Here is a 23,848-nt window from a genome sequence, read left to right on the forward strand (position 1 = left end):
TTGAGGGGTTTTGTTTACATATAACATAGCATGAATTGGTTCTTTCTCATTTTTTGTGGATAGATGCTCCAAGGAGTATTGTTAAGCTTATCAAAATAGGAGCTAATGATGACCGAACAACTTTTTGCAGAAATGTTAAATCTCGGGGATAAATGGGAAGTTAGTAAACTAGAAGTTTTGGCAGAGCAATCATGTATTGAAGTGACAATTAAAGATACAGCTAAACTTTTAGAAGGTATGGAATGCCCTTGTTGTAAGAGAACCGATTTAATTATAAAAGATCATGCAAATGAAAGGCTATGGGATCATCTACAAATGTGGACTTATAAAACTGTATTAAAATGCCGATTGCCTCGTGCCCTTTGTAAATCCTGTAAAAAAACGTGGACAATTCGAGCTCCTTGGGAAGGTGTCAATAAACATTCCAGTAAAGACTTTGAGGCATTAGCCTTGACCCTCATGCGTCATATGCCCGTGTCAAAAGTAGGTAAATTAATGAAAGTTGATGATCAAAAATTATGGAGGATTCTAAGAGTATATATTGATAAAGAACGGGCCAAACTTGACTGGAGTGAACTCACGAGAATTGGAGTAGATGAGTTGAGTATCGCAAAAGGTCATCGTTATGTAAGTGTTTTTGTGGATATGGAAAACCATAGTGTTCTATTCGCTGCAGACGGCAAAGATGCACAAGTTTTTGAACAATTCACCGAGGAACTTTACCTGAAAGACGGTCACCCTCATGCAATTACTGAAGTTAGCATGGATATGAGTCCCTCTTATAAAAGTGGCGTTGATTCAAATATGCGCAATGCTCGTAAAGTATTTGACTACTTCCATATTGCACAAAACTTAAACAAAGCAATTGGCAAAGTTTGTTCCAGAGAGCGCCGTACAAAAGGTGATATTCGAAACCTCCTAAAAAAGCCTCGTTTATTTCAAAAGAACAGAGACAAACTCAAGGAAAAAGATCAGCAAACTATAGAAAAATTAAAAGAGCTGAACACTGCAACAGCCATGGCATACCAAATGCGCTTAAGTCTCCAAGATATTTTTAAAACGAAGTCCGAAATCAAAGCTTTGTTAGGGTTAAAAGCATGGATATCTTGGGTTCATAATGAAGCTGAAAAAGAAATGTGGAAATACTTTTTAAACCCTCTAAAGAAATTTGCCGAATCTCTTACAAAACATTTTGATGGAATTATTGCTCGATGGAGGCACGGAACAAGTAATGCTGTATTGGAAGGAATTAATTCCGTTTTCTCAGCAGTTAAAAGACGGGCCAGAGGGTTTAGATCTAAAGAATATCTAAAAATGATGCTCTATTTCACTAAAGGAAATTTAACTGGGATACCAAACCTCATCCCCTCAAAGTGAGAAAGAACCCATGAATTACACTTATCTCATTGTATATAAGTTATTTATATCTTAATCATTGAGCCCTAAATAGATAAAAATAATGAGGGGGTCTGGGGGAGAAATTATAGAAGTAAAAAAGGAACATATAAATTTAATCATTCTCGGTACGAATTGGCGCTCCTGTCTTTCAAAAGACTTTCTGGGCATTTCGACCGGGAATGTTTACCAGCGGGACGAATACTCAGAAAGCTTCAGGCACGAATGCTATAGGAATTTCACATGCTGTTTTTTAAATCTATATATTCCCTAGGAGTAAAAATGTATAATGTGACTCATAAAAAGCCATCTGATTACCCAGTAATTGTAGCAATTGACTGGGCTGACGAGAAACATGACTTTAGAATTCTTCGAGATAATCATGAAGAAACAAAAGTTATCAGTAATGATTTGTTTGAGATTCAAGATTTCTTTTGTAGCCTTCAATGTAATTCTATAGCTGTCGTTATAGAAAGCTGCCAAAGTGCATTGATGAACTTGCTGCTATCCATGAATACTTTAGATGTATACACGGTTCATCCCACGACTTCATCTAAATTCGCAAAAACCTTCCATGTCAGCGGTGCAAAAAGCGATCGTTCCGATACCAAGGCTTTACTTGAATTGTATTTAAAGCATCCGGATAAAGTTAATAAAGCTGACTCTTCCTTCTCAAAGGGAAGCCTGAAAAAGCTAAATCTTCGCAGAAGAAATTTAGTGGATGATAGAACAAGTTTAACGAATCAATTAACTGCGTTGCTTAAAATTTATTATCCCCAAGCCCTCAAAGTAGTCGGCAACCATCTGTACGCAGAAATATTTATGGAATTCTTAGATAAGTATCCCAGCCCACAATCGGTTCTTAATGCTCATCAAATTGGGATCACGAAATTTTTTAATAAGCGAAGTACCGTAGTAAAAAAACAAAAGAAAGAGTTAAAGCCTTACGTAGTTCTATTGTTGTTGTACACGATGAAGATGAGTTAGACTGCTATGTATTCGAAGCTCGACAATTCTGTGAGCGAATCAAAAGCTTGAATGAAGTTATTAAAGCTTATGAGAAAAAGATTTTGAAAATTTATACAGAACACGAGGACTATGAACTATTTCATTCCTTTCCAGGAGCAGGCCCAAGTATTGGACCTCGACTCATGGCTTTCTTTGGAGATGATAGAGAACTTTTTCAGTCAGTAGAAGAAGTCTTAAAGACTAGTGAAGTAGCTCCTGTAACAATTCAGAGCGGAAAGATGAATATTGTGAGAAGGCGGTTTTTGTGTGATAGATTCACCCAGCTTAGTTTTGTGGAATTTGCTAACAATTCAGTCCGATCATCTATATGGGCTCATGAATTTTATTATCACAAAAAAGCTCTCAATATGCCCCATTTTTGCATTTTAAGAGCTTTAGCATACAAGTGGATTAGAATTATGTATCGATGCTGGAAAACGAGGACTAACTACTGTGAAAAAACCTATTTGCAGGTCTTAGACAAAAGACAGCCTGCATGGTATCAAAAAGTTATGACTTAAGACAAAAAAATACTTGCAAGTGCACTCAGAAAAGCCCAGGGAAAAACTCTGAGACCCAGCGGCTCTGCGTGATAAACCCTAGCTAAAACTTGACAACTTGGATAAAACTAAAGACAGCCTGCATGGTATCAAAAAGTTATGACTTAAGACAAAAAAATACTTGCAAGTGCACTCAGAAAAGCCCAGGGAAAAACTCTGAGACCCAGCGGCTCTGCGTGATAAACCCTAGCTAAAACTTGACAACTTGGATAAAACTATTGAGTCAACTTCCACATGGAATGCGGAGCTCCCAGGGAAAACCGAGCGAAGCAATCTAACGAGCTTTTTTAAACAAATTAGTCAAGTTTTTTTCTCAAGTGATGAAACAGTGTGTTACGTTAGCTTGTCTATTTTGTTAATTGTAACAAATCAACAGGAAAAATTTTATGAAGTACTTACTCTTTTTACTCATGCCTTTGGCGCTCTTCGCCAGTGATCGCCCCAAGCCCAATGTCATTCTCATCCTCACCGATGACCTCGGCTGGCAAGATGTTAAATGCTACGACATCGATGAACCCACCCCCTACGAAACCCCTAATATCGATAAACTCGCCACAGAAGGCGTCATGTTTTGGCAGGCTTATTCCCCCGCACCAACTTGTGCCCCGACGCGTGGTGCCATCCTCGCAGGGAAGCATCCTGCTCGCCTTCAAAGAACTCACGTGGTCGGCGGCGCGCCTCCCATTCCCCATAATGAAAAGCAGTGGTCCGTCATTTCTCCTTGGTACCGCGGACGTCTGCCAGTCAGTGAAATCACCATTCCCCAACTACTTAAACCCCAAGGTTATGTCTCAGGTCACGTGGGCAAATGGCACGTGGCCATTAGTCATCACGCCTATCCTCAGGCAGATGATCATGGTTTTGATTTCACTCGCAGTAACTTGGGCGTTTCCGCCAATATGAAAAATCGCCTCGAAGGTTTTGCGACGAAGGCAAAAAATGATCGCTACCGACTCGATGATAATGGTTTTCCTTATCACGAAAATAGTGAGGATGCCCTCGATTTTATCCGCGAAAACAAAGACAAGCCCTTTTTCCTCTACTACGCCACTTGGCTGGTTCACACCCCAATTGTCAGCCGTAGTCGTGAACTCTTAGAAAAGTATTGCAAAAAGCTCGGTATTGAATTCCCAAAAGACCCAAAGGGCTGGGATTTACCTGGTCAGCAAAACCCTTATTACGCCGCCATGGTAGAAATGCTCGACTACTACATGGGCCAGATGTTCACTTACCTCAAAGAAACCGATGACCCCCGCTGGCCTGGACATAAACTCATTGAAAACACTTATATCATTTTCACTTCCGATAATGGTGGTATGGAAAAAGTCCCTGGAGAAATCATCACCGATAACTTCCCTCTCGACAAGGGTAAAATTAATGCAAAAGAAGGCGGTATTCGCGTTCCACTCATTATCACTGGCCCAGGTATTAAAGCGGGTCAAGAATCAGATGTGATGATCAATGGTCTCGATTTTTTTCCAACGATTCTTTCTTGGTCTGGAGCCAAAAAACCCGACAATTTAAAACTCGATGGTCTCGATATTTCTACGCTTCTCACTAAAGATGCCTCCAACCCCAAGCTCGTTAAGAAGGAAAATGGCGAAGTTCGCAATTCGATCATGCATCACTTCCCCAACTCCTACTCGATGCACTCAACTTTGCGCATCGGTGATTATAAAGTCATTCGCAATTATAAACCTGAGATGCCTCCCTTTGAGCTCTACCAGCTCTATGATAATGGCAAACGCGTCGATATCGAAGAGAGCAAAAACCTCGCTAAGACCATGCCAGAAAAAGTTCAGGAAATGAATAAAATTCTTCAGCAAAAACTCGAAGAAATGGATGCGAGTTTCCCCTTCCTCAATCCCTATACCATGCGTAAACTTCCTGGCAAAGATCAAGTCTGTGCAGTTAGTGAGAATGGCCTTGATGGAAACAAGGCTTGGGTCAAGTTCAAAGAAAACGGCAATAAAGTGACCAAGGCTTACTTACTTTACACTGATAATGGTGGGCATAAATACGAAGAATGGTACCGCCTCGACGCACAAGTTAAGGATGGCAAAGTGATCGCCAAACTTCCAAAAGGAACAACGCATTACCTCTTCAACTTAGTCGACGATAAACACTTCATGCTGAGTTACCCCCGCATGGGACAAATGAGCCATTACAACATAAATAAAAAATACTCGATTAATGCGTTAAAAGTGAAATGAAATATTGTTTTTTAATGTAAGAAAATCGTGACATTAGACTAATAATATTGAGTATAAGTCATATAATTATTATTTTTTTTCATTTGTAACGTACTTTTTTGTAGATCCTTATAGCTTAAAATATCATCATGGCACCTTGTATTCTTAAACTTTTATAAAATTTAAGGATCTAATAATGAATAGAAAAGTATTTAGTTTAATTGAATTACTAGTTGTAGTTGCAATAATCGGAATTTTAGCCTCAATGATGTTACCTTCTTTGGGAGAAGCAAGAGAGAGGGCAAAAATAGCTACATGTTTAAATAATATGAAACAGATGGGCTTTTCAAATGCCATGTATTTAGATGATAGTGAAGGTTACTACCCTATAGCTAATGCTGCCACAGGTTTTGGTTGGGATGACCTGTTAAGTAGCTATGATGGTAGAAACCTTACAGATGCTCAAATAAAATCAGGCGTTGGCGTAAATGGCCGTTGGGGTGCAAGAAAGACTGATTTACCAGGTGGTGCAGATCATGCCCCTATGTATAGATGCCCATTAGATGATCGCGACAACGGTAATTTTATACTTAAAACTTACTGCCCAACGCAATTAAGCGGCATCAACCTTAATACGGGTACTGGCCATAATTTTACAAAGGGCATATATGGTTATTCAAACACAAATGGTATCGAAGCTTACAGTCGTAATATCAGTGCCCTAGACAATACATCTGGAATCATAACTCACGCTGAAAACCTTGCACCTTTTAGTAACCCGGGTAACAACAATATTAGACTTAGACTTGGTTCAGATTGGACGTGGAGTGGTATTACAGCGACAATCTTTAGTCTTAATGAAGATAAGCATTCTGACTTAAAATATAATTTTTTAATGGCAGATGGCCATGTCAAGAAAATGACCGCAATCCAAAGTCTTGTTAAAAATGATGGGAGCCTTGCAAGCACTGGAAATGTAAGTGGATCATCATGGGATTCTTTACGTTAATATTTACATTTATAAACTCTGTCGTTAAGTATATAAATTAACCATGGAGTTTTTGTGCAATTAACAAAACTAATCATATTTATAGCATAAAACTTCACGAGTACCCAGTTAACAAAGAATTGAGATATTGAGCGGGTTTCTGCTCAATAGACATAGCTTTGGAAATAAGCTCAAAAAACTCATTTTTAGAAGTAGTACAGCTAACTTAATCGGATTAATAAGAATAAAGCTAAATCAACTTCACTCAGAAAAACTAAATGATCAAAAACACACTTCTCATATCTTCTCTGCAAATTATTAGTGCCTTTGCCCTTAATGCCTCACCGGAAATTGTTGCACAGCGAGGAGCATCCCATCAAGCACCGGAAAATACCTTACCCGCTTTTGAACTAGCGTCGGAACAATGAGCCGATATCATTGAAGTCGATGTTCAATTAAGTAAAGAAGGTCATGTGATCTGCATTCACGATAAGAATACAAAAAAAGCTGGACGTAAAAACCTTACTGTCGCCAAATCAAGTTTAAATGAACTTCAAAAAATCGATGTGGATTCATTTAAGCACAAGACTTATGCGTGGACTCAAATCCCCACGCTTAAGCAAGTTCTTGACTCTGTCACTAAGGGAAAAAAGGTCTTTATAGAAATAAAATCAGGCGTCGAAACCATTGATCCCGTTTTAAAAATTATTAAGTAGAGCACTTTAAAACATGAGCAAGTCGCTATTATCTCTTTCAAAGAAAAAATCTTGCTCGAGTGCAAAAAACGATCACTGCATATCTACACCTCATGGCTCTGCAATATCAAAAAAATGCTCAAGCCAAGCCGGATTATCAAAACTACTTTAGAGCTGCTCTATCTTAGCAAATTGGTATAATCATGATTACGGTAAAAATGATGGCGGAGAAGAGTATAAAATGAAAAGAGAATCTGCCGAAGAATGTCTCAACTTCTTCGATGTGCCTCAAGATCCCACAAGAAGAACGCGTAAGGGGATTTATGGAAGCCCAATCTTTGGAACTGAGGGTAAACGCGTGCAAGTAATCCTCTTAGATAGGGGCTATTATAATATCGACTCCCCTGCTCAAGAGTAATCTATCAAAAACAGAGAAAAATAAACAAAATATCGTCGGATGATACCCCCACATACTGATAAGAACACCACCATGCTTGGTAAAGAACAATTTAAAAAAATAGCTTAAGAAATATCAATATTTGAATATTAGCTAAATCGACCTTTGGCCATAAAAGCCGCTGCAAATATAAGTAGAGCATATACACCTGGGATTGGAGCGCCGGGTGCTTGTTCTGATATATCTTCTCCTGAAACAGCCCAAGCCCAAGACTCAGAATTTTCATCTACATCAGATATTTCCGTTCCAGATACTTCAGAAATCACCGTACCCAAACTCTCTAAATCATCAACACTGAGGTCAAAAGGATTAACTCTTGTGGTCAAATTATCTATTTCAAAACCACTAGCTAGGGGACTTGTTTGATTCATAACAATTTTATCCCAAGTTGTATTTTCATCTCCATAAAAATTTAGAAAGCTATATGGTTCAATTGAATTGACCTTCTGTCCCCATTGGTAGTGATTCGGATCACCATAATAATCTAATGTTAATGCTGCACTACTTATCACATCTGAAGTAGAATACTGAGCCACCAAATCATCTCCACTATAAAACTCAAGTAAATCATCACCATCACCAGCTGCCCAATACAAACCAAAATATGAGCTGCTATCGTTCAAACTTAAAGTAGTGCTAGTAACTGGTGTCCCCCATGAGGAATTAACGATATTACCCACTGTCATCTGCTGGGAATTGAACGTTCCCCATGGAGTGGGCTCAGTTGATAATGCACCAAATACAGTACCACCTTGATGAACCATCAAATTATCGAAGGTTCCTACTCCATCCCAACTTACATCAGAATAATTGCCGTTACTAAAATTTTCAAAATTAAATGCACTCACGCCGCTTATGGTGCTTGATTGTTGACCAGGCTCTTCACCAATTGTAACAAGTACCGATTGAGCATTTGAATGGAAGACAAACGAAATAACTAAATCCTAAGAAGTACGAATTGTGTATAAAAGCTTCACTGGGTGGGTGAAAAGTGGAGTTTGGGTTAAATTAGCTTCGACCAAAAAATCTCAACCCAAAAACCACGTACTTACGATGCCCAAGAAAATCAAAAAAACTAGAAAATCCAAGAAAGAATGTCGAAGAAAAATCAAAAAAATTGGAATCACCACAAACTGCTTAAGTTCTCAAGCAGGATTAGCACCTTTTGTTAATTTCATTAATGGCACAGGTATTTGTGATGAGCTCGCACAGGTATTTAAAGATCTAAGAAAAAGCAAGAAAGGCATAGAGCTTGAAGAAGCTTTTTTACAGCTTGTACTCTTTTTTGCGGACGGTCGTGAAAGTAGTTTAAACACCTTTGATACGCTGAAGGAAAACGAAGCTTGGCAAAAACTTTTAGGCTGTGAAGTTGCTCTAGGTACGGCTGCATTAAAAAGAATCCTTCACAAAGCTTATACAGTAGATGTTGAGATGATTCGTCCTTTAATCCGCAGGGTTTTTCTTAGTGCGCTCAAAGCTAAAAATCCGAATAAAGTCATTCTCTTTCTAGACTCCAGTGTCTACGATAACGACGGCGCTAAATGCCGCGCGGGAGTAAAATGTACCTACAAGAAAAAAGAAGGCTATCACCCAATCAACCTCATATGGGACGGCATGTATATCGATACTTATTTCCAATCAGGTCATTGCTCAACAAATCACGATGGGGTTGCTATTGAGATGTTACAAGAAATCGTACCAATGATTCGTGAAAATCTTGGAGAAGACATTCAGGTCATCGTTCGAATGGATGGTGGTTATTACGATCAAAAGATTTTTGCTGCTTGCGACGCGCTTAAAATCAACTTTATTTGTGCAGGGAAACGCTATTCAGATCACAAGATTCATGCCAATACAAAACTCGAAAACTTCGATGGCGTCTATCGTAAAAAAGCTTGTACTTGGCATTACCTTACTTTTCAAGAACGTCGTAAATCTTGGCCCAAAGAGATGGCGTATCGAGCTTTGTTTTTACGGCCTACAGAAGAGAATGGCGAAGCTTTATTAGGTTTAGAAAGTCGTATTATCCTTACAAATCTTGACGTAAAATCTTGCTCCGATCAAGAAATAATTGATTATGATCATTCCCGCGGAGCTGATGAACTCACTCACCGTGCAGCTAAAGATTTCGCAAGTGAGAGGATGCCATGTCTCGACTTTCACGCTAACTCCCTTTGGTACTCAATGGGTATTGTATCCTTCAATCTCTTTCAGATTTTCAAACGCAACATTGCGGGTTTTTCTTGGAACTGCTACCCCACTACGGTACGTCGTAAACTTTTTGATTTAGCAGGAAAAATCATTAATAAAGGACGCTCATTGACACTCAAAATTACCCCATGGAAAATGAGGGAGTTGAAATTTGATCAAATATGGGAGAAATCACTTACGCCTTGGGTTCTTCCTGTTCTTTAGTTGCTGAATATACATTTTAAAAACGGGTGCTTTTCAATAAGCGCCAGGATCCTCACGCCCAAATAATGGATGAAATACACAGAAATCACAATCTGAAGATCGAAAAACTCCATAAACTGATCTCTGGAGCAATGGAGTCAAATTGATAAACGAGATGGACTTCAAGGAGAAAAATCATCCCTTTTGTAATGCCTAAAATAGTCTATACACGCGTATCACGACCTTTGGGAAATAAAATCGTACGATTTAGGTAAATATAAAAACAACTTAGTTTTAATACTATTTATTTTGAATTTCATGATAAATCCTTTAACTAAATATTTGATCGCTTATCTTTATATATAATAAGTTGAGTTAAATAGCAAATAATTTTTCATTTATAATTCTAATCTTAACTAATTTGAACTTAAATTTTTCCACCTAACTCCCAGGCTTTAATTACCATGTATGGAGTAGCAACGACACCTAGTTTACGTTCAAATTATCACATCGGTCCAGCTTGTGCAAAGCTCAAGATCGGTCTCATCTCCATTACTGGGAAAATCAAAAAGTCACATTGGAAACAAAATCTACTCAAGGTGATTCCGACATTAAAAAAAATCTCTCTCTGACTTAACTGTTAAATAGTTTGCAGAGAAATAACCTGTAACATATTATTAAAAAGTGTTGTATATGAATTCATCATGGTATTCAGTGAAGAACTGAATACATATACTTAACTTGAGCCTATATATTTTGGATAGTTATTAAACATTGTAGGAAAGCATGTCGCAAAATACCCGCTATACACTTCTAAAGAAACTGCAAAATGACAGCAGTGAAAAAAACTGGGAAGAGTTCGTCCAGTACTATAGCCCTTATATTTTTGTGATTATTCGGCGTTTTAACGTGGGAGCTCACGACTCCGAAGAACTCTTACAGGATGTGCTCGTCAAAATTTGGAAGAATATCTCTAAATTTGATGCCCAAAAGTACGAATGTCGTTTTAGAACCTGGTTAGGCGTGATGATTAGAAATACCGTCTTTAACTTTTTTAAAAGTAAGGCTTCGCGAAACTCACGAAGCAATGTGAACTACGATGATATTATTGGCAAACTCGAACTCATGACTGAAGCCGAAGTTAACATCATTTCTGAACGTGAATGGAAAAATCATATTGCTAAACTCGCTTGGGAAAAACTGAAAGCGAGTTTCTCTGAGCAAACACAAAAAGTTTTTGAGGAGTCCATCAAATCAGATATCAGCAATGCGGAACTCGCCACAAAATTTGCCATCTCAGAAAGCTCTGTTCGGGTCTTTAAAATGCGCGTGCGCAAAGCCATGCACAAAGAAATTATTCGACTCAACTCAGAATTGGAAACCTAAGATGTCAGATGAAGATGACTTTGCCGATGGCTTAGGTGAACTCTTTGATGAGGCTTATAATTGTACGGATACCAAACTCACCGAGTCCTTAAAGCAAGAAGAAGATATTTACTCTGATTTCAGTCTTTATAGCGAAGGTGGCCTCAAACGCATAGAGCTTTGCTATAATCGCAAAACCAATCGTAAGGTTGCCATGGCCACTCTAAAAGAGGCCGACGATCCACAGAAAGTCGAAGTCTTTCTAAGGGAAGCTAAACTCAATGCTGCTCTTCAGCACCCCAATATTGTACCGGTCTATAATATTGGTTTGGATGAAGCCAAACCCTGGTTTACGATGAAATTCATTGCGGGAATTTCTCTGAAAGATACCGTTTGCGAACTTCGCGAAGGAAAAGCAAGCGAATTCCAAGATCTCAACGCTCGGCTCGATCTTTTCCTCAAAGTTTGCGATGCCATTGCCTATGCTCATTCCCTCGGCGTGATTCACCTCGATATAAAACCCGATAATATCCGCATCAGTAAATATGGCGATGTGGTGGTTTGTGACTGGGGACTCGCCGATGTTGAAGCCTCTTCTTGTGACGAGTTGCTTTTAGAATACTGTTCTGTATTAGATCACGATATCAAAAACCATACCATGTCAGGAACCGTCAAAGGTTCTCCAGGTTATATGGCACCTGAGCAAACCGCAAAAGTCAAAATGCGAAAAGGCTTCCATACCGATATTTTTTCTCTTGGTAGCTTACTCTATGCCCTACTCACTTATAGAGCTCCTTTTGACTCTGAGTCAATCGACACGATCTTGGAAAACACCGCGAAGTGTGATTTTCCAAAACCATCTAAATTAGACCTCGCCATTCCCGTTTCACTAGAAGCCATTTGCCTCAAGGCTATGTCACTACGTCCAGAAGATCGTTATCCAAGTGTAGAAGGTTTACAAAAAGATATCCTCGCTTACCGCAATGGCTTTGCCCCTGAAGCCGAGCAAGCCTCATCTTTGAAAACCCTCAAACTACTTATCAAGCGCCACAAAGCGTTGAGCCTCTTATCTCTTTTTACTTTTGCCCTGCTTGCCCTTGCCACTTTTATCCTTTTTAATAATTTAAAACTCTCGGAAAAAAATGCGGCGCAACTCGCGGATAAGCTTCAACTCGAGCAGGAATTCAATAAACAAATGGGCGTTGATGCGGCGCCATTATTTCTCGAAAGAGCCATCGATACTTTCGACATCTGTAATTTTGACGAGAGTTTGCGATTCGCTAACAACGCCGTCAGTCGTGACGCTTCCATGCAGGACGCCTGGTTAGTAAAAGCCAAAAACCACTTCATTCGCGAAGAGTACCAAGCCACTATTGATGCCTTTGCGAAAGTTAATTCTGAGGATCATGACTTAGTCATTGAAATCGCTCGAAAATATTTAAAAATTAAGCCTCTTGATTCCAGTCCCCTCACTGTCCCCCAACTCTTAAACTTACTTGCTGAGCTCAAACCTCTTGCTCGCGGGGACATTTATTGGAAAGTGGTTCATTACAAAGCTTTTCAAGACCTTAACATAGAAGAGCGAATCGCTTTTTGCCGTGGCGTTATTCGGGTTAATCACGGAGCAAGCAAGGCCAAAATGCTGAATTTTAAATTTGACGTCGATACGAAACATCTCGATGTTTCCAATAATCCGTGGCTCAACGTCAGTCTCTGTTTCATGAACTTTCCAGCAAAGTCAATTAACTTATCACGAACAGGGATGAATAACTCAATTGGACTGCGCTCTATACCCTTGGAAGAAGTTGATATGAGTTATACAAAAATTATTGAGTTGCAAACCTTTCCCTGCAAAAAAGTCACCAAACTCAATATTTCTGGGAATACAATTTTTCATATCACTCCAATAGTTGACCTTCCTATAGAAAGTCTACAAATCCAAAATACTCTCATACGCAATACGCATGATTTAGTTCAGTTAAAGAGGCTCAAAGAACTTCATATTCACCAAGGACAATTTTCCAAAAATGAGCTCGATCGTCTCGATCAAAAGATCAAAATCGTCGTGCACCAAAAACGAGAATGATTTAATTTTTGCATCAATTTTGTAACGTTGCTTATCAGGCTCTTGTATAGAATATTATATACAATGATAAATCCCTTATTTTGAGCTTAATATATGAATAAATTTTTGACTCTTAGTCTAGCCTTAGCTAGTACTTTTTGTAGTGCTTCAGCCGACACCATTCAGCGTGGTGAAGAAATCTATAAACAAGTCTGCCACATCTGTCACGCCCCCGACCTAAAAGGTGGAATCGGTCCTAATCTCATTGACGACTTTTGGAAACACGGTGATTCACCCAATGCGATTTTACATAGTATTTCAGAAGGCATTGCCAATACAGAAATGGCTCCCTACAAACAACTGTTTAAAGAAGACGATCTAAAAGCCCTTCGCGACTTCATCCTCTCAAAGCAAAAGGGCATGCGTTCACTTAATCTTTCCTCATACCCCAAGTCACATTTCAAAGGGAAAAAACTCAGTTTAGAAAGACTTAAAACTGTGGAGTCTCTGGAGCAGAAAAACATCAAAGAAAACCTCATCTATTTCAAAAACCGTTACGATGCTGTGGCCAACTTAAAGGCCGACCTCTATATAGCGGAAGATGGAGTCTACGAGCTGCGCCTACGCCAAGTGGGACGCAGCGCAGTTTTCATTAATGGTGAGGAAGTGATTTATCAGGATGAGAAAAACAAAAGCTTAAATCATTCAAAAAAACTCTCACTCAAAAAGGGTGTTCACAAAATTGAAATCCTGCACGATGAAAAGATGCAACACTCGCTCCGTTTTCACGCTGTATTAATTCAAGAAGGCAAAGGTCATCTCACTCTCATGGGAAGGAGTCTCGAAGGTTCTGAACCGAAAATGGTTCGTGCTGAGCCGAAAGCTAAAGTGATTCGCAAGTATATCCACGGGCTCTCGCCACGGACGCTTTTGTGCTTGCTCCCCAATAAAGTTCTCGTTGCCTACAATCCTTATTCTGGCAAAGTCGAAGGTGTATGGCTCAACTCCTATATTGACCAAACGCCCTCACTAAACGCTAGAAGTGCCCTGCCATCGCTCATAAAAGGTAAAGCTCTGAATCCTACTTTACTTGGTATAGAAAGTCAGCACGACATCAAGCTGCTCTCCTATCAAGTGGAAAATGACTGCGCAATTATCTCGACTTCCATAGGTGGAAAATCACACCAAATCCGCATTTCACCTAAGGGTGATTCAGGTTTCTCAATTAAGGGTGTGGGTGAGGAAAAAATTCCAAACTTCAAACTCATTCACCAAGACCCCAAGCTTGCGACAGAAACAAGTAATTTCACAATAGATTTTAACTAGGAATGACAAGATGAAAAAAATTATATTAACTCTGACTCTGCTCATTCAAACTACTCTTTTCGCTGAAGCTCCAGATGGCTATAAAGTTGAAACAATTCCACTGCCCAAAGGGGCAGTTACGCTGCTCGGTGTCTGTGAAAAAGACGATCAGACAATCGCGATCTGTACCTGGGAAGGACAAATTTGGGAATACACCAATGGTCAATGGCATCTTTTTGCCGAAGACCTCATGGAACCCAATGGCATCTACTACGATAAAAAAGAACAGGCTTATTACCTCGCCCAAAAACCAGAACTCACTCGCGTTAAAGACAGCAATGGTGATGGCAAGGCTGACTTATACGAAACTATCTGTGCAGAATTTGGTTATACCAAGGGTTACCATGAGTACCACTTTGGTCCCGTGGTTGATAAACTCGGACGCAAATACGCTTCACTCAACCTCAGTGCCCGCAAAGTCGATGGCAAAGGTTTAGAAGTTCGTGCTGGTCGTCCCGGTGAGCACGGTGTCATGGTTTACACTGCTCCCTACCGTGGTTGGGTCTACCGTAGTGATCGTCAAGGTCATATGCACCCCATAGCTAGTGGCTTTCGCTCACCCTGTGGCATCGGCATGAGTCCCCAAGATGAAATTTTTGTCACTGATAACCAAGGTGACTGGATGGCTGACTGCGCGCTCTTCCACGTTCAGGAAGGCAAATTCTATGGGCACCCAGGAAGTTTGGCCGCACGGCCCGATTTTGACGAAGAAAAAATCCTCAATATGAAAATTGAAGACTTTGATAAAATCCGTACTCCACCAGCCATTTGGCTTCCTCGCAACCAAATTTCGAACTCTCCTGGTAGCCCTGTATGGGATACAACTGAAGGTAAATTCGGTCATTTCAAGGGTCAATTTTTCATTGGCGATCAATCCCTCTCAAACCTCATTCGTTGTGGCTTAGAAGAAGTCAATGGCGCTTACCAAGGTTGGTGTGTGAAGTTTCTCGATGGGACTCAATCGGGAACCGTCAAAATGGAATTTGATAAGGACGGGAACTTATGGACTGCCCAAGTCGGACGCGGTTGGCGTTCAAGAGGTGGAAAAAGAACCTCTCTTCAAAAAGTTTCTTGGGATGGAAGCACTGTGCCTTTTGAGATCTACGAAGTCAATTTAACGAAAAATGGCTTTAGAATTACTTTCACTGAGCCTTTGACCAAAGAAGTTGCTCCCCTCGTAAAGAGCTGGCATTACAACTATTGGGCTATTTATGGTTCTGACCGCATGGAGGAAAAAGAACTTCCCATCCAAGCTCTAAAACTCTCCAAAGATAAAAAAGTTTTAGATATTCAGGTGAAGTTAGAAACTAATAAAATTTACGAACTCAATTTCCCCGAAATGACATCAGCTAAGAATAAAAAGCTTTTAAATCGCTCCGCGTTCTACACCCTGAATCATTTGCTGACCTCGCAAAAAAAGCCCAAACGAGTGAAAGCACTCATTCCTGGTTCAGGCTGGAGAAAAAATGATGGTCGTCGTCCGGCACCTGCTGTCGTAAAGCCAAAAAGTTTTGAAGAAACAAAAGTCAAAACCCCGAAAAATGCCGTCATCCTCGACCAATCAAAGTGGGCGAATCCCAATTGGCAAACTGATACACCAGGCTTATGGAAACGCGGCAAAGGCAATTTCTCTACCAAGGAGGCTTATGGTGATGCACGTATTCACATTGAATTTATGGTGGACAAATCCGATGATCCAAAATCGGTGGGTCAGCTCTATGGCAACTCGGGGATCTTTCTGATGTCAGGCTATGAGATTCAAGTTATGAACTCCTTCGAAAACCCTACCACTGCCGATGGCAGTTGTGGCTCAATTTGGGGTCAGCAACCGCCTCTCGTTAACGCCAGTCGACCTCCAGGCAAGTGGCAGTCCTACGATATTCTCATGAAAGCTCCCGTATTCAATGAAGATGGCGAACTGCTCGAGCCCATGCGCGCCACCATTTTTCATAATGGTGAACTGATTCATAATGACGCGTGGTTTTATGGACAAGTCAATAAACCCTACCAAGCTCACGGCAAACGCCCTCTAATGATTCAGGATCACAAGGGTTCAGATGTTTTCTTTCGAAATATGTGGATCATTGCCGATGTGGACTACGAGAAAAACCTCGATAGCTTTCGCCTTGGTTTAAATGAAACTCCCAAAGTCAAAAAAGTTCCGCGCCCCATTAGCGCTATTTCTCGTCCTATGGTAGGTCGCATGGATAAAAATTCAGACGAAATCATTAGCCACAAGGAATTCACTTCATTCTGGCGCAGTATCTTTGACCATGATGATAAGGATCATGATGGTTTGCTAAGCCCAAAAGAATTCCCACATAAAGGCCCCTTTAGAGAAGCAGATAAAAACAAAGATAATAAACTCACTCGCGAAGAGCATATCTCGGTTTATGAAGGTCAATTCCATGGCCTCGACAAAAACAAGGATGGGAAAATTGATTACCAAGATTAATCTTTGACGAATAGTCATAAAGTCCATAAGGGACCTGTGCCAAGTCCGCAAGACTGCACTTACTTATAATTTTTAGGTGGTAGCTCAATAGATCTTGTAACAAAATTGATTTCTCTGTGTTAATAAGAGTAATTAATAAATCAATTTTCTTATCCAAAGGTCAGTCATGAAAAAACACTTACGTTCCCTCTCTCTTTTTACTGCGCTTAGTCTTCTCAGTACGGGCTGTAGTTCTCTACAGTCTACAAATGAAAGCAACACAGAGAAGGCTCCAACCCACAAAGAAACTGTGAGTCAGGAAAACTATACTTGGACCACGGATCACGTTCACATCGGTACCCGATGGCAGCCTTTTGGGGGCTTTCCAAAGTATAATGCCGAAGATGCCAAGCGTCCCATTATTGCCCAAAATAGTAGCTACGCACAATTTTGGATCAACTGGAATGCTGCTGAACCTCATGAAAAAAACACTGATTATAAGAACCATTTATCCGGCTACTTGCAAACTATTGAACAAGCTGTTGATGCTTGTGTTGCCAATGGCTTAAAAGTAGAATTTGTACACTGGCACACGCCTGCTTGGGCATCAGTTAATGGTGAAGCCGGAAGCCAAAGTTCTAAGCCTGGGCTCTACAAGGAATTTGTGACTCGACTCGCCACTCACTTCAAGGGCCGTGTTCATGCCTATCAGCTTTCACATGAGGCCAACCTGGAGCACATGATTAATGAAGGTGATATGAATTACCTAATGAATGAAATTTTCATTGAGGGTTCTAAAGCTATCCGTACCGTTTATGGAGATGAGCCAGTTCTCATTTCCACAAGTGGCTGCTCCCCTTGTGAGCCCTGCAATCCTCTCAAAGGTCTAAAAGGCAGAGGTGGTGAAGCCGTTAACGATTATTATGATCAGATCATTGCCAACGATGAACTCATGTCCCTGGTCGACGCCCTCAACCTCAATGTCACTGATCATTCCGATGGTTATGGAAGAATGGATGGCAAATACCTTGAATCCACTTGGGGCAATTTCGATTTAGTGCGCAAGAAACTCGATGCCGCTGGCTACACTAACAAGCAAATCCTTTCCTCCGAATCTTGGGTCGTTTGGGATGATGGAGATAACGCCTTTGACGTCAATGGTGATGGTCTTAAGAACGAAGTCGATGCTTACGAAAAAACTTTAACTATTTTAGGTAAATGTCTCGAACGTGGACTCAACACAGCGAACTTGCCTTGGTCCGATAATTCTAGTGGTTGGTCAATGGGTTTAACCAAACGCCGCGACTACAGTGGTCGCGTTAAGCAACTCGATCCTTCTTTAGTTGTCGCCGCCAATGATGGTGGAAGTGATGTCATCACTAAAAAAATCATTCTTGCTGGTCATGAAGATAAATTTAAAATCATGGATGCCAAGAACAATGTATTCACTATAGATAACTACATTAATCCCGCAGACCCCAATCACCTTCATTATTATATATGGAAGTGGTATAGCCAATTGAGCTCGGGAAATGATGAAGTCATCCGCCATGCTATGGCCAATGAACACAAAAATCACATAACTCTGCTCGGCCCTGCTTTCACTGGGAATGAGCGCTATAGGATTTCCACGTATAACCGTACAAAAAAATCATTTACTGTCCTCATCTATGCTTCTGCTGCTACAGGTAAAATTTGGACTGATCTCACTATACCAGCGACAATTCAAACGGGAATTCATAGCAATAATGGTAGTCATGAAATCGACTTCCGTGGTGAAGGCTTTGCGGATGGCGCAAAATTTATGGCGACAATCACTACTAAAGACATCAGTAAAAAAGATGGTTCTGACGTGGATAAAAAAATCATCAACACTGCTGCCCAAGAAGTCAAAGACGGCAAACTTAAAGTCCGCATCCCCGTTCTCAATAAGTTCACCCATGTAGAGTTTAAACTTTCGGAGTAAATCCTTTCGTCCTTCACTTCATAGCAGCCGTGTGACTTTTATTTGATTGATTTTACTCGCTATCTTTTAGTGCCAATTAGTGTGGATTCGCTCAACTGCCGAACCAACAATTCAAAATTTAGAATTAAAGCGTAGCGCCACACTGGGCTTGCCAAGCTCCAGCTTCGCAAGCCCTCCAAAAGAACCTTCCACAGATTTCAACTCTTATTTTAGTGCCTATTAGTGTGGATTAATGGTTCTTTATCCAATTCAAAATTGCGGGGGAACCCCCGTTGGCGGATAAAGCGTGGAACTGATCATTAAAAATTAAATCTAGCGGTCTTGCAGTTTAGCGATCTTGCAGTTTAGCGGTCTTTTTATCTGCAGATGCCGAGCTGGAGCTCAGCGGTCCTAGGGAACGCTCGTGCAGAGCTGGAGCTCAGCGGTCCTAGGGAGCGCTCGTGCCGAGCTGGAGCTCAGCGGTCCTAGGGAACGCTCGTGCCGAGCTGGAGCTCAGCGGTCCTAGGGAGTGCTCGTGCCGAGCTGGAGCTCAGCGGTCCTAGGGAGCGCTCGTGCCGAGCTGGAGCTCAGCGGTCCTAGGGAGCGCTCCTGCCGACCTTAGGGAGCGAAGCGGAGCTTCTTAGGTTTCAGGTGGCAGGTAGATGAGGTGGAAGTTTTGAGACGCTGCCCCCTTCTCTGCGAGGCTTGCCAGCCATCGACCGGCAGATAAAGGGCAAACTCAAGGGGAATTTGGGGATGAAGTGTTGTCCGCAAGCGCCGAGCTGGAGCTCAACGGTCCTAGGGAGCACTCGTTGCGAGCTTAGATTTCCGGATGACCGATTCCTTAGTTAAGCGAATCCACGATGGGATAATCGGGGAACTATGCGTGGGAATAAAGTATGGAAACCTTGATTCTGTTATTTATTCATTATAAACTATATAAATGTTCATAAGATCAAGGTCAGAAATATGAGTCAGTTACAAGATTGGGTGAGTAAAAACAATTATCAAATACATCAAGATTCTAGAAGTTTTTTAAGTGATGGAGCCATGGAAATGGATTCTCTAAAGGGTGCTGATGAATTATCTAATCACGTTTCAGGAAATTATATGAATCAAGATTTTGAAATGATTGAGAAAAAGACCAGAAAACGTAAAAAACACGGCGGATACTCAGAGACAGAGCAGACTCTAGTTCTTTTCCCAAATTCATGTGCAGGCATATCGGATTTTGAAGTGATCCCAGGGATACTAGCAAATTTTTTAAATTTCATTGGTCATGGTGGTGTAATCTTTGAATTAGCTGAGAATGCACAACGATCAAGCAAAGAAATGATCGAAAAATTTAATAAAAATTACAAACTTTTTCCTGGAGGCGTAATTGAGTCAGGACTCAACAGTCACAATGTTAGGGAAGATAAATGTGAAAATGTCGATGATATAGCTCCTCTTTGCAAAACTGATTTTTTTGAGTTTTTTAATAACAAGCAAGACCTCATCGTTGAAGTACAAGGTGATCATTTGATGATTCATCAACATAACAAAAGTTTTAATCATTCAGAACCCAATGAGATCTTAGAACTTGGCCATAAATTGATCCAAACCCTCTACTCATGCCACCGGGATCAGCCCATCCGTGGCCTCAGTTTAAGTCAAAAAGCCTTTAACCCAAAAGCTATTTTTGGAAAATTAGCACTTGTAGCTGGGGTAATGTTTGTTCTCATGGCCACTCTTTTAATCTCGGCTGCATTTGTTGGCCCCAGAGTTTTGTTGGCTTTCCCCATTATTATTTTAATCGGTGGCAGTGTTATCTTTAAAACTATTTTTAAAGCAAAAAGTGATCGATGAGGGAGCGCTAGTGCCGAGCTTAGGGAGCGAAGCGGAGCTTCTTCGGTGGCGGCAACAAGTTGCCTTATGTTGCACTCGCTACGCTCATTTAGGTTTCAGGTAGCAGGTAGATGAGGTGGAAGTTTTGAGACGCTGCCCCCTTCCCTGCGAGGCTTGCCAGCCATCGACCGGCGGATAAAGGGCAAGGGCAAAGGAAAGTTTAACCACAGATCTAACAGATTGGGACCTTCTTCGAGTAAAGATCAATTCATTAAAACATTGAAATAAAGCTACTTATAAAAAACAGGAAAAATTTTATATATTTTGTAACAGCTCTTCATTTTCGAAGTTAGGGATCTTATAGTCTTTAATGAAACCAGGGTGAAAAATGAAGAAATTTAGCTTAATTGAACTACTTGTTGTCATTGCCATTATCGGAATTTTGGCTTCTTTATTGATGCCGAGCCTCTCCAAATCTCGCGGCCAAGCACGCGCTGCCGTTTGCAAAAATAACTTGAAACAAGCTGGAATTGCCCTGCAGATGTACGCAGGAGATAATGAAGATGCACTAATGACAAATATTCACTATAATACGATTTCGGGGAAATATGTTTTCGGGGATAGTAGTGAGGGAGCTCTTCATGAAGTCAACAATGGCGAATCTGGCTACGTTGAAGCTTACCTAAGCAATAGCGACGATGCCTATTTCTGCCCTGCCTCTGACTTTGAAGAGAACACCGGTTCAGATCCAGCACAAACATGGATAACTCGTGCGGGCACCTATTCCTACTTTATCCCTTGGCAGCATGGAACAAGAACCTATTCGGAAAACTATGCTTTTATTCCTGATAGTGCTGGCGGTGATGCGGCTGTTGGACTTGGCAACCTAAAACGACACCCGGTCTTAACCGATCCAGTTATGAACGCAAGTGCTTGGCTTCCCGACTGGGATAATAGCTCCTCCAAAATTCACGAAAAAACTGGATACAAGATCCCCGCACTTATGGATGATCATAGTGTGTCAATGGGCAATGGAGCCCCTTGGGGTGGCAATATGATCAGTTGGGGTGATGGCAGTACCGCCCAGTTCATTTTATCAATGGATTAATCTACCTGAGTGACCTTAATAGTTTCCGGTAAAAATTTGAGGTCACTTTCAAGAAATTGCCCTTTATGGATAATCAGCTCCTCTAACTGCGTCATTTGTTCTAAGTGAGCAATTGTGGTTACTGCACTATGACTAATATTGAGTTTCACTAAGGGTCTGCCTGCTAAGCGCTTTAAGTTCGATATCCCCGTATGAGATATGTCTAATTTTCGCAACTCTGGGTTTTCTAAACTATGAAGTTCGTAGATACTCGTATGCGAAACATTTAAAGCATTGATTTGCTGAGCTCTAAAGGCTATAAAGTCACTTATATCTGTATGAGAGAAGTCCGCACTAGCCGCGGGAAAGTTTTGCATACACAAGGCCACCTGCAGATCTTTATTTGCCGACAAATCTAAATGCCTGAATTCTCGGTTAAACTTAAAATTAAGTGATTTCATGTGAGGATTATGGACAATGATGGCCCCCTTACAGAAATCGAGACGCTCATCCACACTTATATCGGAAAAAATGTTGTAGTGAATTAAATTCGTGAACTCTCGCAAGAGGCCCGCATCCCTCAATTTGGTCATTAACTTTAGGTACTGTTGCGTGCTTAAAGAATCTTGATCTTTTGGTTTTTGTAAAGCATACTCACTATTGATGAGGGGTAAGCCTCCTCCTACTTGAGCTCTCTTAAATGCTTGTTCTGCCGCTTTAAATTCTTGACGCGTGAAGTTAATCCTTGCCTTGAGTTCCCAGGCATCAATTAAACTGCTATCCAGCTCAACTGCACTCACACAAAAGTTAAGCGCATCATCAAACTGAAATGAATCGTAGGCGACTTGAGCTCGCTCAAAAAACTTCGGTGCCGCTCCCTTATTGATTCGCATGTGATATTCTTTTTCAATACGAAGTTTTTCGGCCACTTCTCGTGCATTAGTTTCGGCAAGTTTTAGGTTGACAATCGATGTTACCGCCAAGCCAAAAAATAAGAGCAGTGCAAAAGCGGAAATAATACTTAGGGTCCGATTGCGTTTTATCCAAAAGTGCAATGATTTCATTAGTGATGCATTTTCTGCATCGGTGGTAAAACCATTGATGAAATTACGGACTTCTTGCTGTAAATCCTTAACTGATTGATAGCGATCTTTTGGTTTTTCAGAGAGTGCTTTTAGGCAGACGGCTTCCAATGAAAAAGGAATATGATTTCGACTCACAAGGGAGGGTTTTACAAAATCAGCCTGCGAGGTTTTTGTCAAGACATCTTCTAAATATTCACCACTAAAAGCCTTCTTATAGGTGAGTAAAGTATAGAGCATAGCGCCTAATGAAAAAATATCGGTGTGTTTGCCTTTGCGCTCTTTAACTAAGCCTGTTTGCTCGGGAGCCATATAGCCTGGCGTTCCTTTCACCATTCCATCTAGTGTCATTTCATCAAAGTCTTTACTTGTACTGGAACAAACCTCTAAAAGGGGTTCCTCACATTCAGAGGGGATCACATCCGCCAAGCCCCAATCGCATAAAACCACATCACCATATTCGCTAATACGAATGTTGTCGGGCTTTAGATCTAGGTGAAGAATACCTTTAGAGTGAGCATAGGCAACGGCATCACAGACTTTTAAAAAGAGTTCTAGGCGATCGGCTAAATTGTTAAATCTACTCGCTTCCTTATTCTTAAGTTTTTGGACAATTTCTTTTAGGGACTGACCATCGATGAACTTCATCGTAAACCAAGGTTCATCATTTGTTAAGCCCACATCGTAAACCGGAACGATATTCGGGTGCTGAAGGGCGGCGTTAATTCGCGCTTCGCGGATAAAGGCTTCTTTTCGATCAAGGTCGGCCCCAGCCTTCATTGTCGCCATGGCCACTTGACGCCCAGTACGGCTATCTAGACAGGTTCGTATTTCTTTGATTCCACCTTGTTGATAGAACTCAAATTCTTGATAGCGATCGCCGGCGCGTTTCAGCGCATCTTCCAAAGGAGTTTCCTCGGGAGTATAGGCCTCTTCAAAGAGTTGACCCAAGTTGCGATTAAATTTTTCTTCTTTGCGCATGACGCAAA

The 23,848-nt window shown here is 40.8% G+C and carries 17 protein-coding genes; 15 read left to right on the forward strand and 2 right to left on the reverse strand.

The window, feature by feature from the left end; genetic code table 11:
• The first annotated feature begins 105 nt into the window (after positions 1-105).
• The 7 genes from LNTAR_RS02515 (at position 106) to LNTAR_RS27050 (ending at position 7,256) form a co-directional block, all read left to right on the forward strand.
• The gene (locus LNTAR_RS02515; protein WP_238527699.1) at positions 106-1,377 is read left to right on the forward strand and encodes an ISL3 family transposase; all 1,272 of its coding nucleotides are present in this window, start codon (positions 106-108) and stop codon (positions 1,375-1,377) included.
• 300 nt (positions 1,378-1,677) lie between these two features.
• Positions 1,678-2,382, forward strand: coding sequence for an IS110 family transposase (locus LNTAR_RS27835; protein ID WP_238527705.1), 705 nt, complete (start codon positions 1,678-1,680; stop codon positions 2,380-2,382).
• Positions 2,383-2,465: 83 nt separating this feature from the next.
• Positions 2,466-2,924 carry a transposase gene (locus tag LNTAR_RS27840; RefSeq protein ID WP_238527706.1) on the forward strand — a complete coding sequence of 153 codons (459 nt, stop codon included), beginning with the start codon at positions 2,466-2,468 and terminating at the stop codon, positions 2,922-2,924.
• Positions 2,925-3,349: 425 nt separating this feature from the next.
• The gene (locus LNTAR_RS02530) at positions 3,350-5,176 is read left to right on the forward strand and encodes a sulfatase (protein WP_007277059.1); all 1,827 of its coding nucleotides are present in this window, start codon (positions 3,350-3,352) and stop codon (positions 5,174-5,176) included.
• A 175-nt stretch (positions 5,177-5,351) separates the two neighbouring features.
• Complete coding sequence (locus LNTAR_RS24985) at positions 5,352-6,164, forward strand: prepilin-type N-terminal cleavage/methylation domain-containing protein (protein ID WP_007277060.1); 813 nt, start codon at positions 5,352-5,354, stop codon at positions 6,162-6,164.
• Between the two features lie 416 nt (positions 6,165-6,580).
• Positions 6,581-6,859, forward strand: a complete 279-nt coding sequence (locus LNTAR_RS24990) for a glycerophosphodiester phosphodiesterase (protein WP_274377907.1) — start codon at positions 6,581-6,583, stop codon at positions 6,857-6,859.
• Positions 6,860-7,079: 220 nt separating this feature from the next.
• Positions 7,080-7,256, forward strand: a complete 177-nt coding sequence (locus tag LNTAR_RS27050; protein WP_007277063.1) for a hypothetical protein — start codon at positions 7,080-7,082, stop codon at positions 7,254-7,256.
• A 128-nt stretch (positions 7,257-7,384) separates the two neighbouring features.
• Here LNTAR_RS27050 and LNTAR_RS02545 read toward each other — a convergent pair whose 3' ends face one another.
• The gene (locus tag LNTAR_RS02545) at positions 7,385-8,230 is read right to left on the reverse strand and encodes an Npun_F0296 family exosortase-dependent surface protein (protein ID WP_476633519.1); all 846 of its coding nucleotides are present in this window, start codon (positions 8,228-8,230) and stop codon (positions 7,385-7,387) included.
• A 25-nt stretch (positions 8,231-8,255) separates the two neighbouring features.
• Between LNTAR_RS02545 and LNTAR_RS02550 the strand changes: the two genes are divergently transcribed.
• From LNTAR_RS02550 to LNTAR_RS26475, 8 genes are all read left to right on the forward strand, one after another.
• Positions 8,256-9,710, forward strand: a complete 1,455-nt coding sequence (locus LNTAR_RS02550; protein WP_007277065.1) for an IS1380-like element ISLar2 family transposase — start codon at positions 8,256-8,258, stop codon at positions 9,708-9,710.
• Positions 9,711-10,475: 765 nt separating this feature from the next.
• Entirely contained in the window at positions 10,476-11,075 is a 600-nt protein-coding gene (locus LNTAR_RS02555) for an RNA polymerase sigma factor (protein WP_007277067.1), read from the forward strand.
• A gap of 1 nt (position 11,076) precedes the next feature.
• Positions 11,077-13,140: a serine/threonine-protein kinase gene (locus LNTAR_RS02560; RefSeq protein WP_007277068.1), complete on the forward strand. Its 2,064-nt coding sequence runs from the start codon at positions 11,077-11,079 to the stop codon at positions 13,138-13,140.
• A 93-nt stretch (positions 13,141-13,233) separates the two neighbouring features.
• A complete protein-coding gene (locus tag LNTAR_RS02565) occupies positions 13,234-14,445 on the forward strand; it encodes a c-type cytochrome (RefSeq protein WP_007277069.1) in 1,212 nt (403 codons plus the stop codon).
• 10 nt (positions 14,446-14,455) lie between these two features.
• A complete protein-coding gene (locus tag LNTAR_RS24995) occupies positions 14,456-16,939 on the forward strand; it encodes a 3-keto-alpha-glucoside-1,2-lyase-like domain-containing protein (protein ID WP_007277070.1) in 2,484 nt (827 codons plus the stop codon).
• 166 nt (positions 16,940-17,105) lie between these two features.
• Positions 17,106-18,884: a cellulase family glycosylhydrolase gene (locus tag LNTAR_RS02575; protein WP_007277071.1), complete on the forward strand. Its 1,779-nt coding sequence runs from the start codon at positions 17,106-17,108 to the stop codon at positions 18,882-18,884.
• Between the two features lie 948 nt (positions 18,885-19,832).
• Positions 19,833-20,711, forward strand: a complete 879-nt coding sequence (locus tag LNTAR_RS02580; protein ID WP_007277072.1) for a hypothetical protein — start codon at positions 19,833-19,835, stop codon at positions 20,709-20,711.
• Positions 20,712-21,078: 367 nt separating this feature from the next.
• Complete coding sequence (locus LNTAR_RS26475) at positions 21,079-21,798, forward strand: prepilin-type N-terminal cleavage/methylation domain-containing protein (protein ID WP_007277073.1); 720 nt, start codon at positions 21,079-21,081, stop codon at positions 21,796-21,798.
• On the opposite strand, the gene LNTAR_RS02590 is transcribed toward LNTAR_RS26475, so the two are convergent.
• Positions 21,795-23,840, reverse strand: a complete 2,046-nt coding sequence (locus LNTAR_RS02590; protein WP_007277074.1) for a serine/threonine-protein kinase — start codon at positions 23,838-23,840, stop codon at positions 21,795-21,797. The two genes, LNTAR_RS26475 and LNTAR_RS02590, sit on opposite strands and share 4 nt — an antisense overlap.
• Positions 23,841-23,848: the final 8 nt, after the last annotated feature.

This window comes from Lentisphaera araneosa HTCC2155 (assembly GCF_000170755.1).
GTDB classification, from domain to species: Bacteria; Verrucomicrobiota; Lentisphaeria; order Lentisphaerales; family Lentisphaeraceae; genus Lentisphaera; species Lentisphaera araneosa.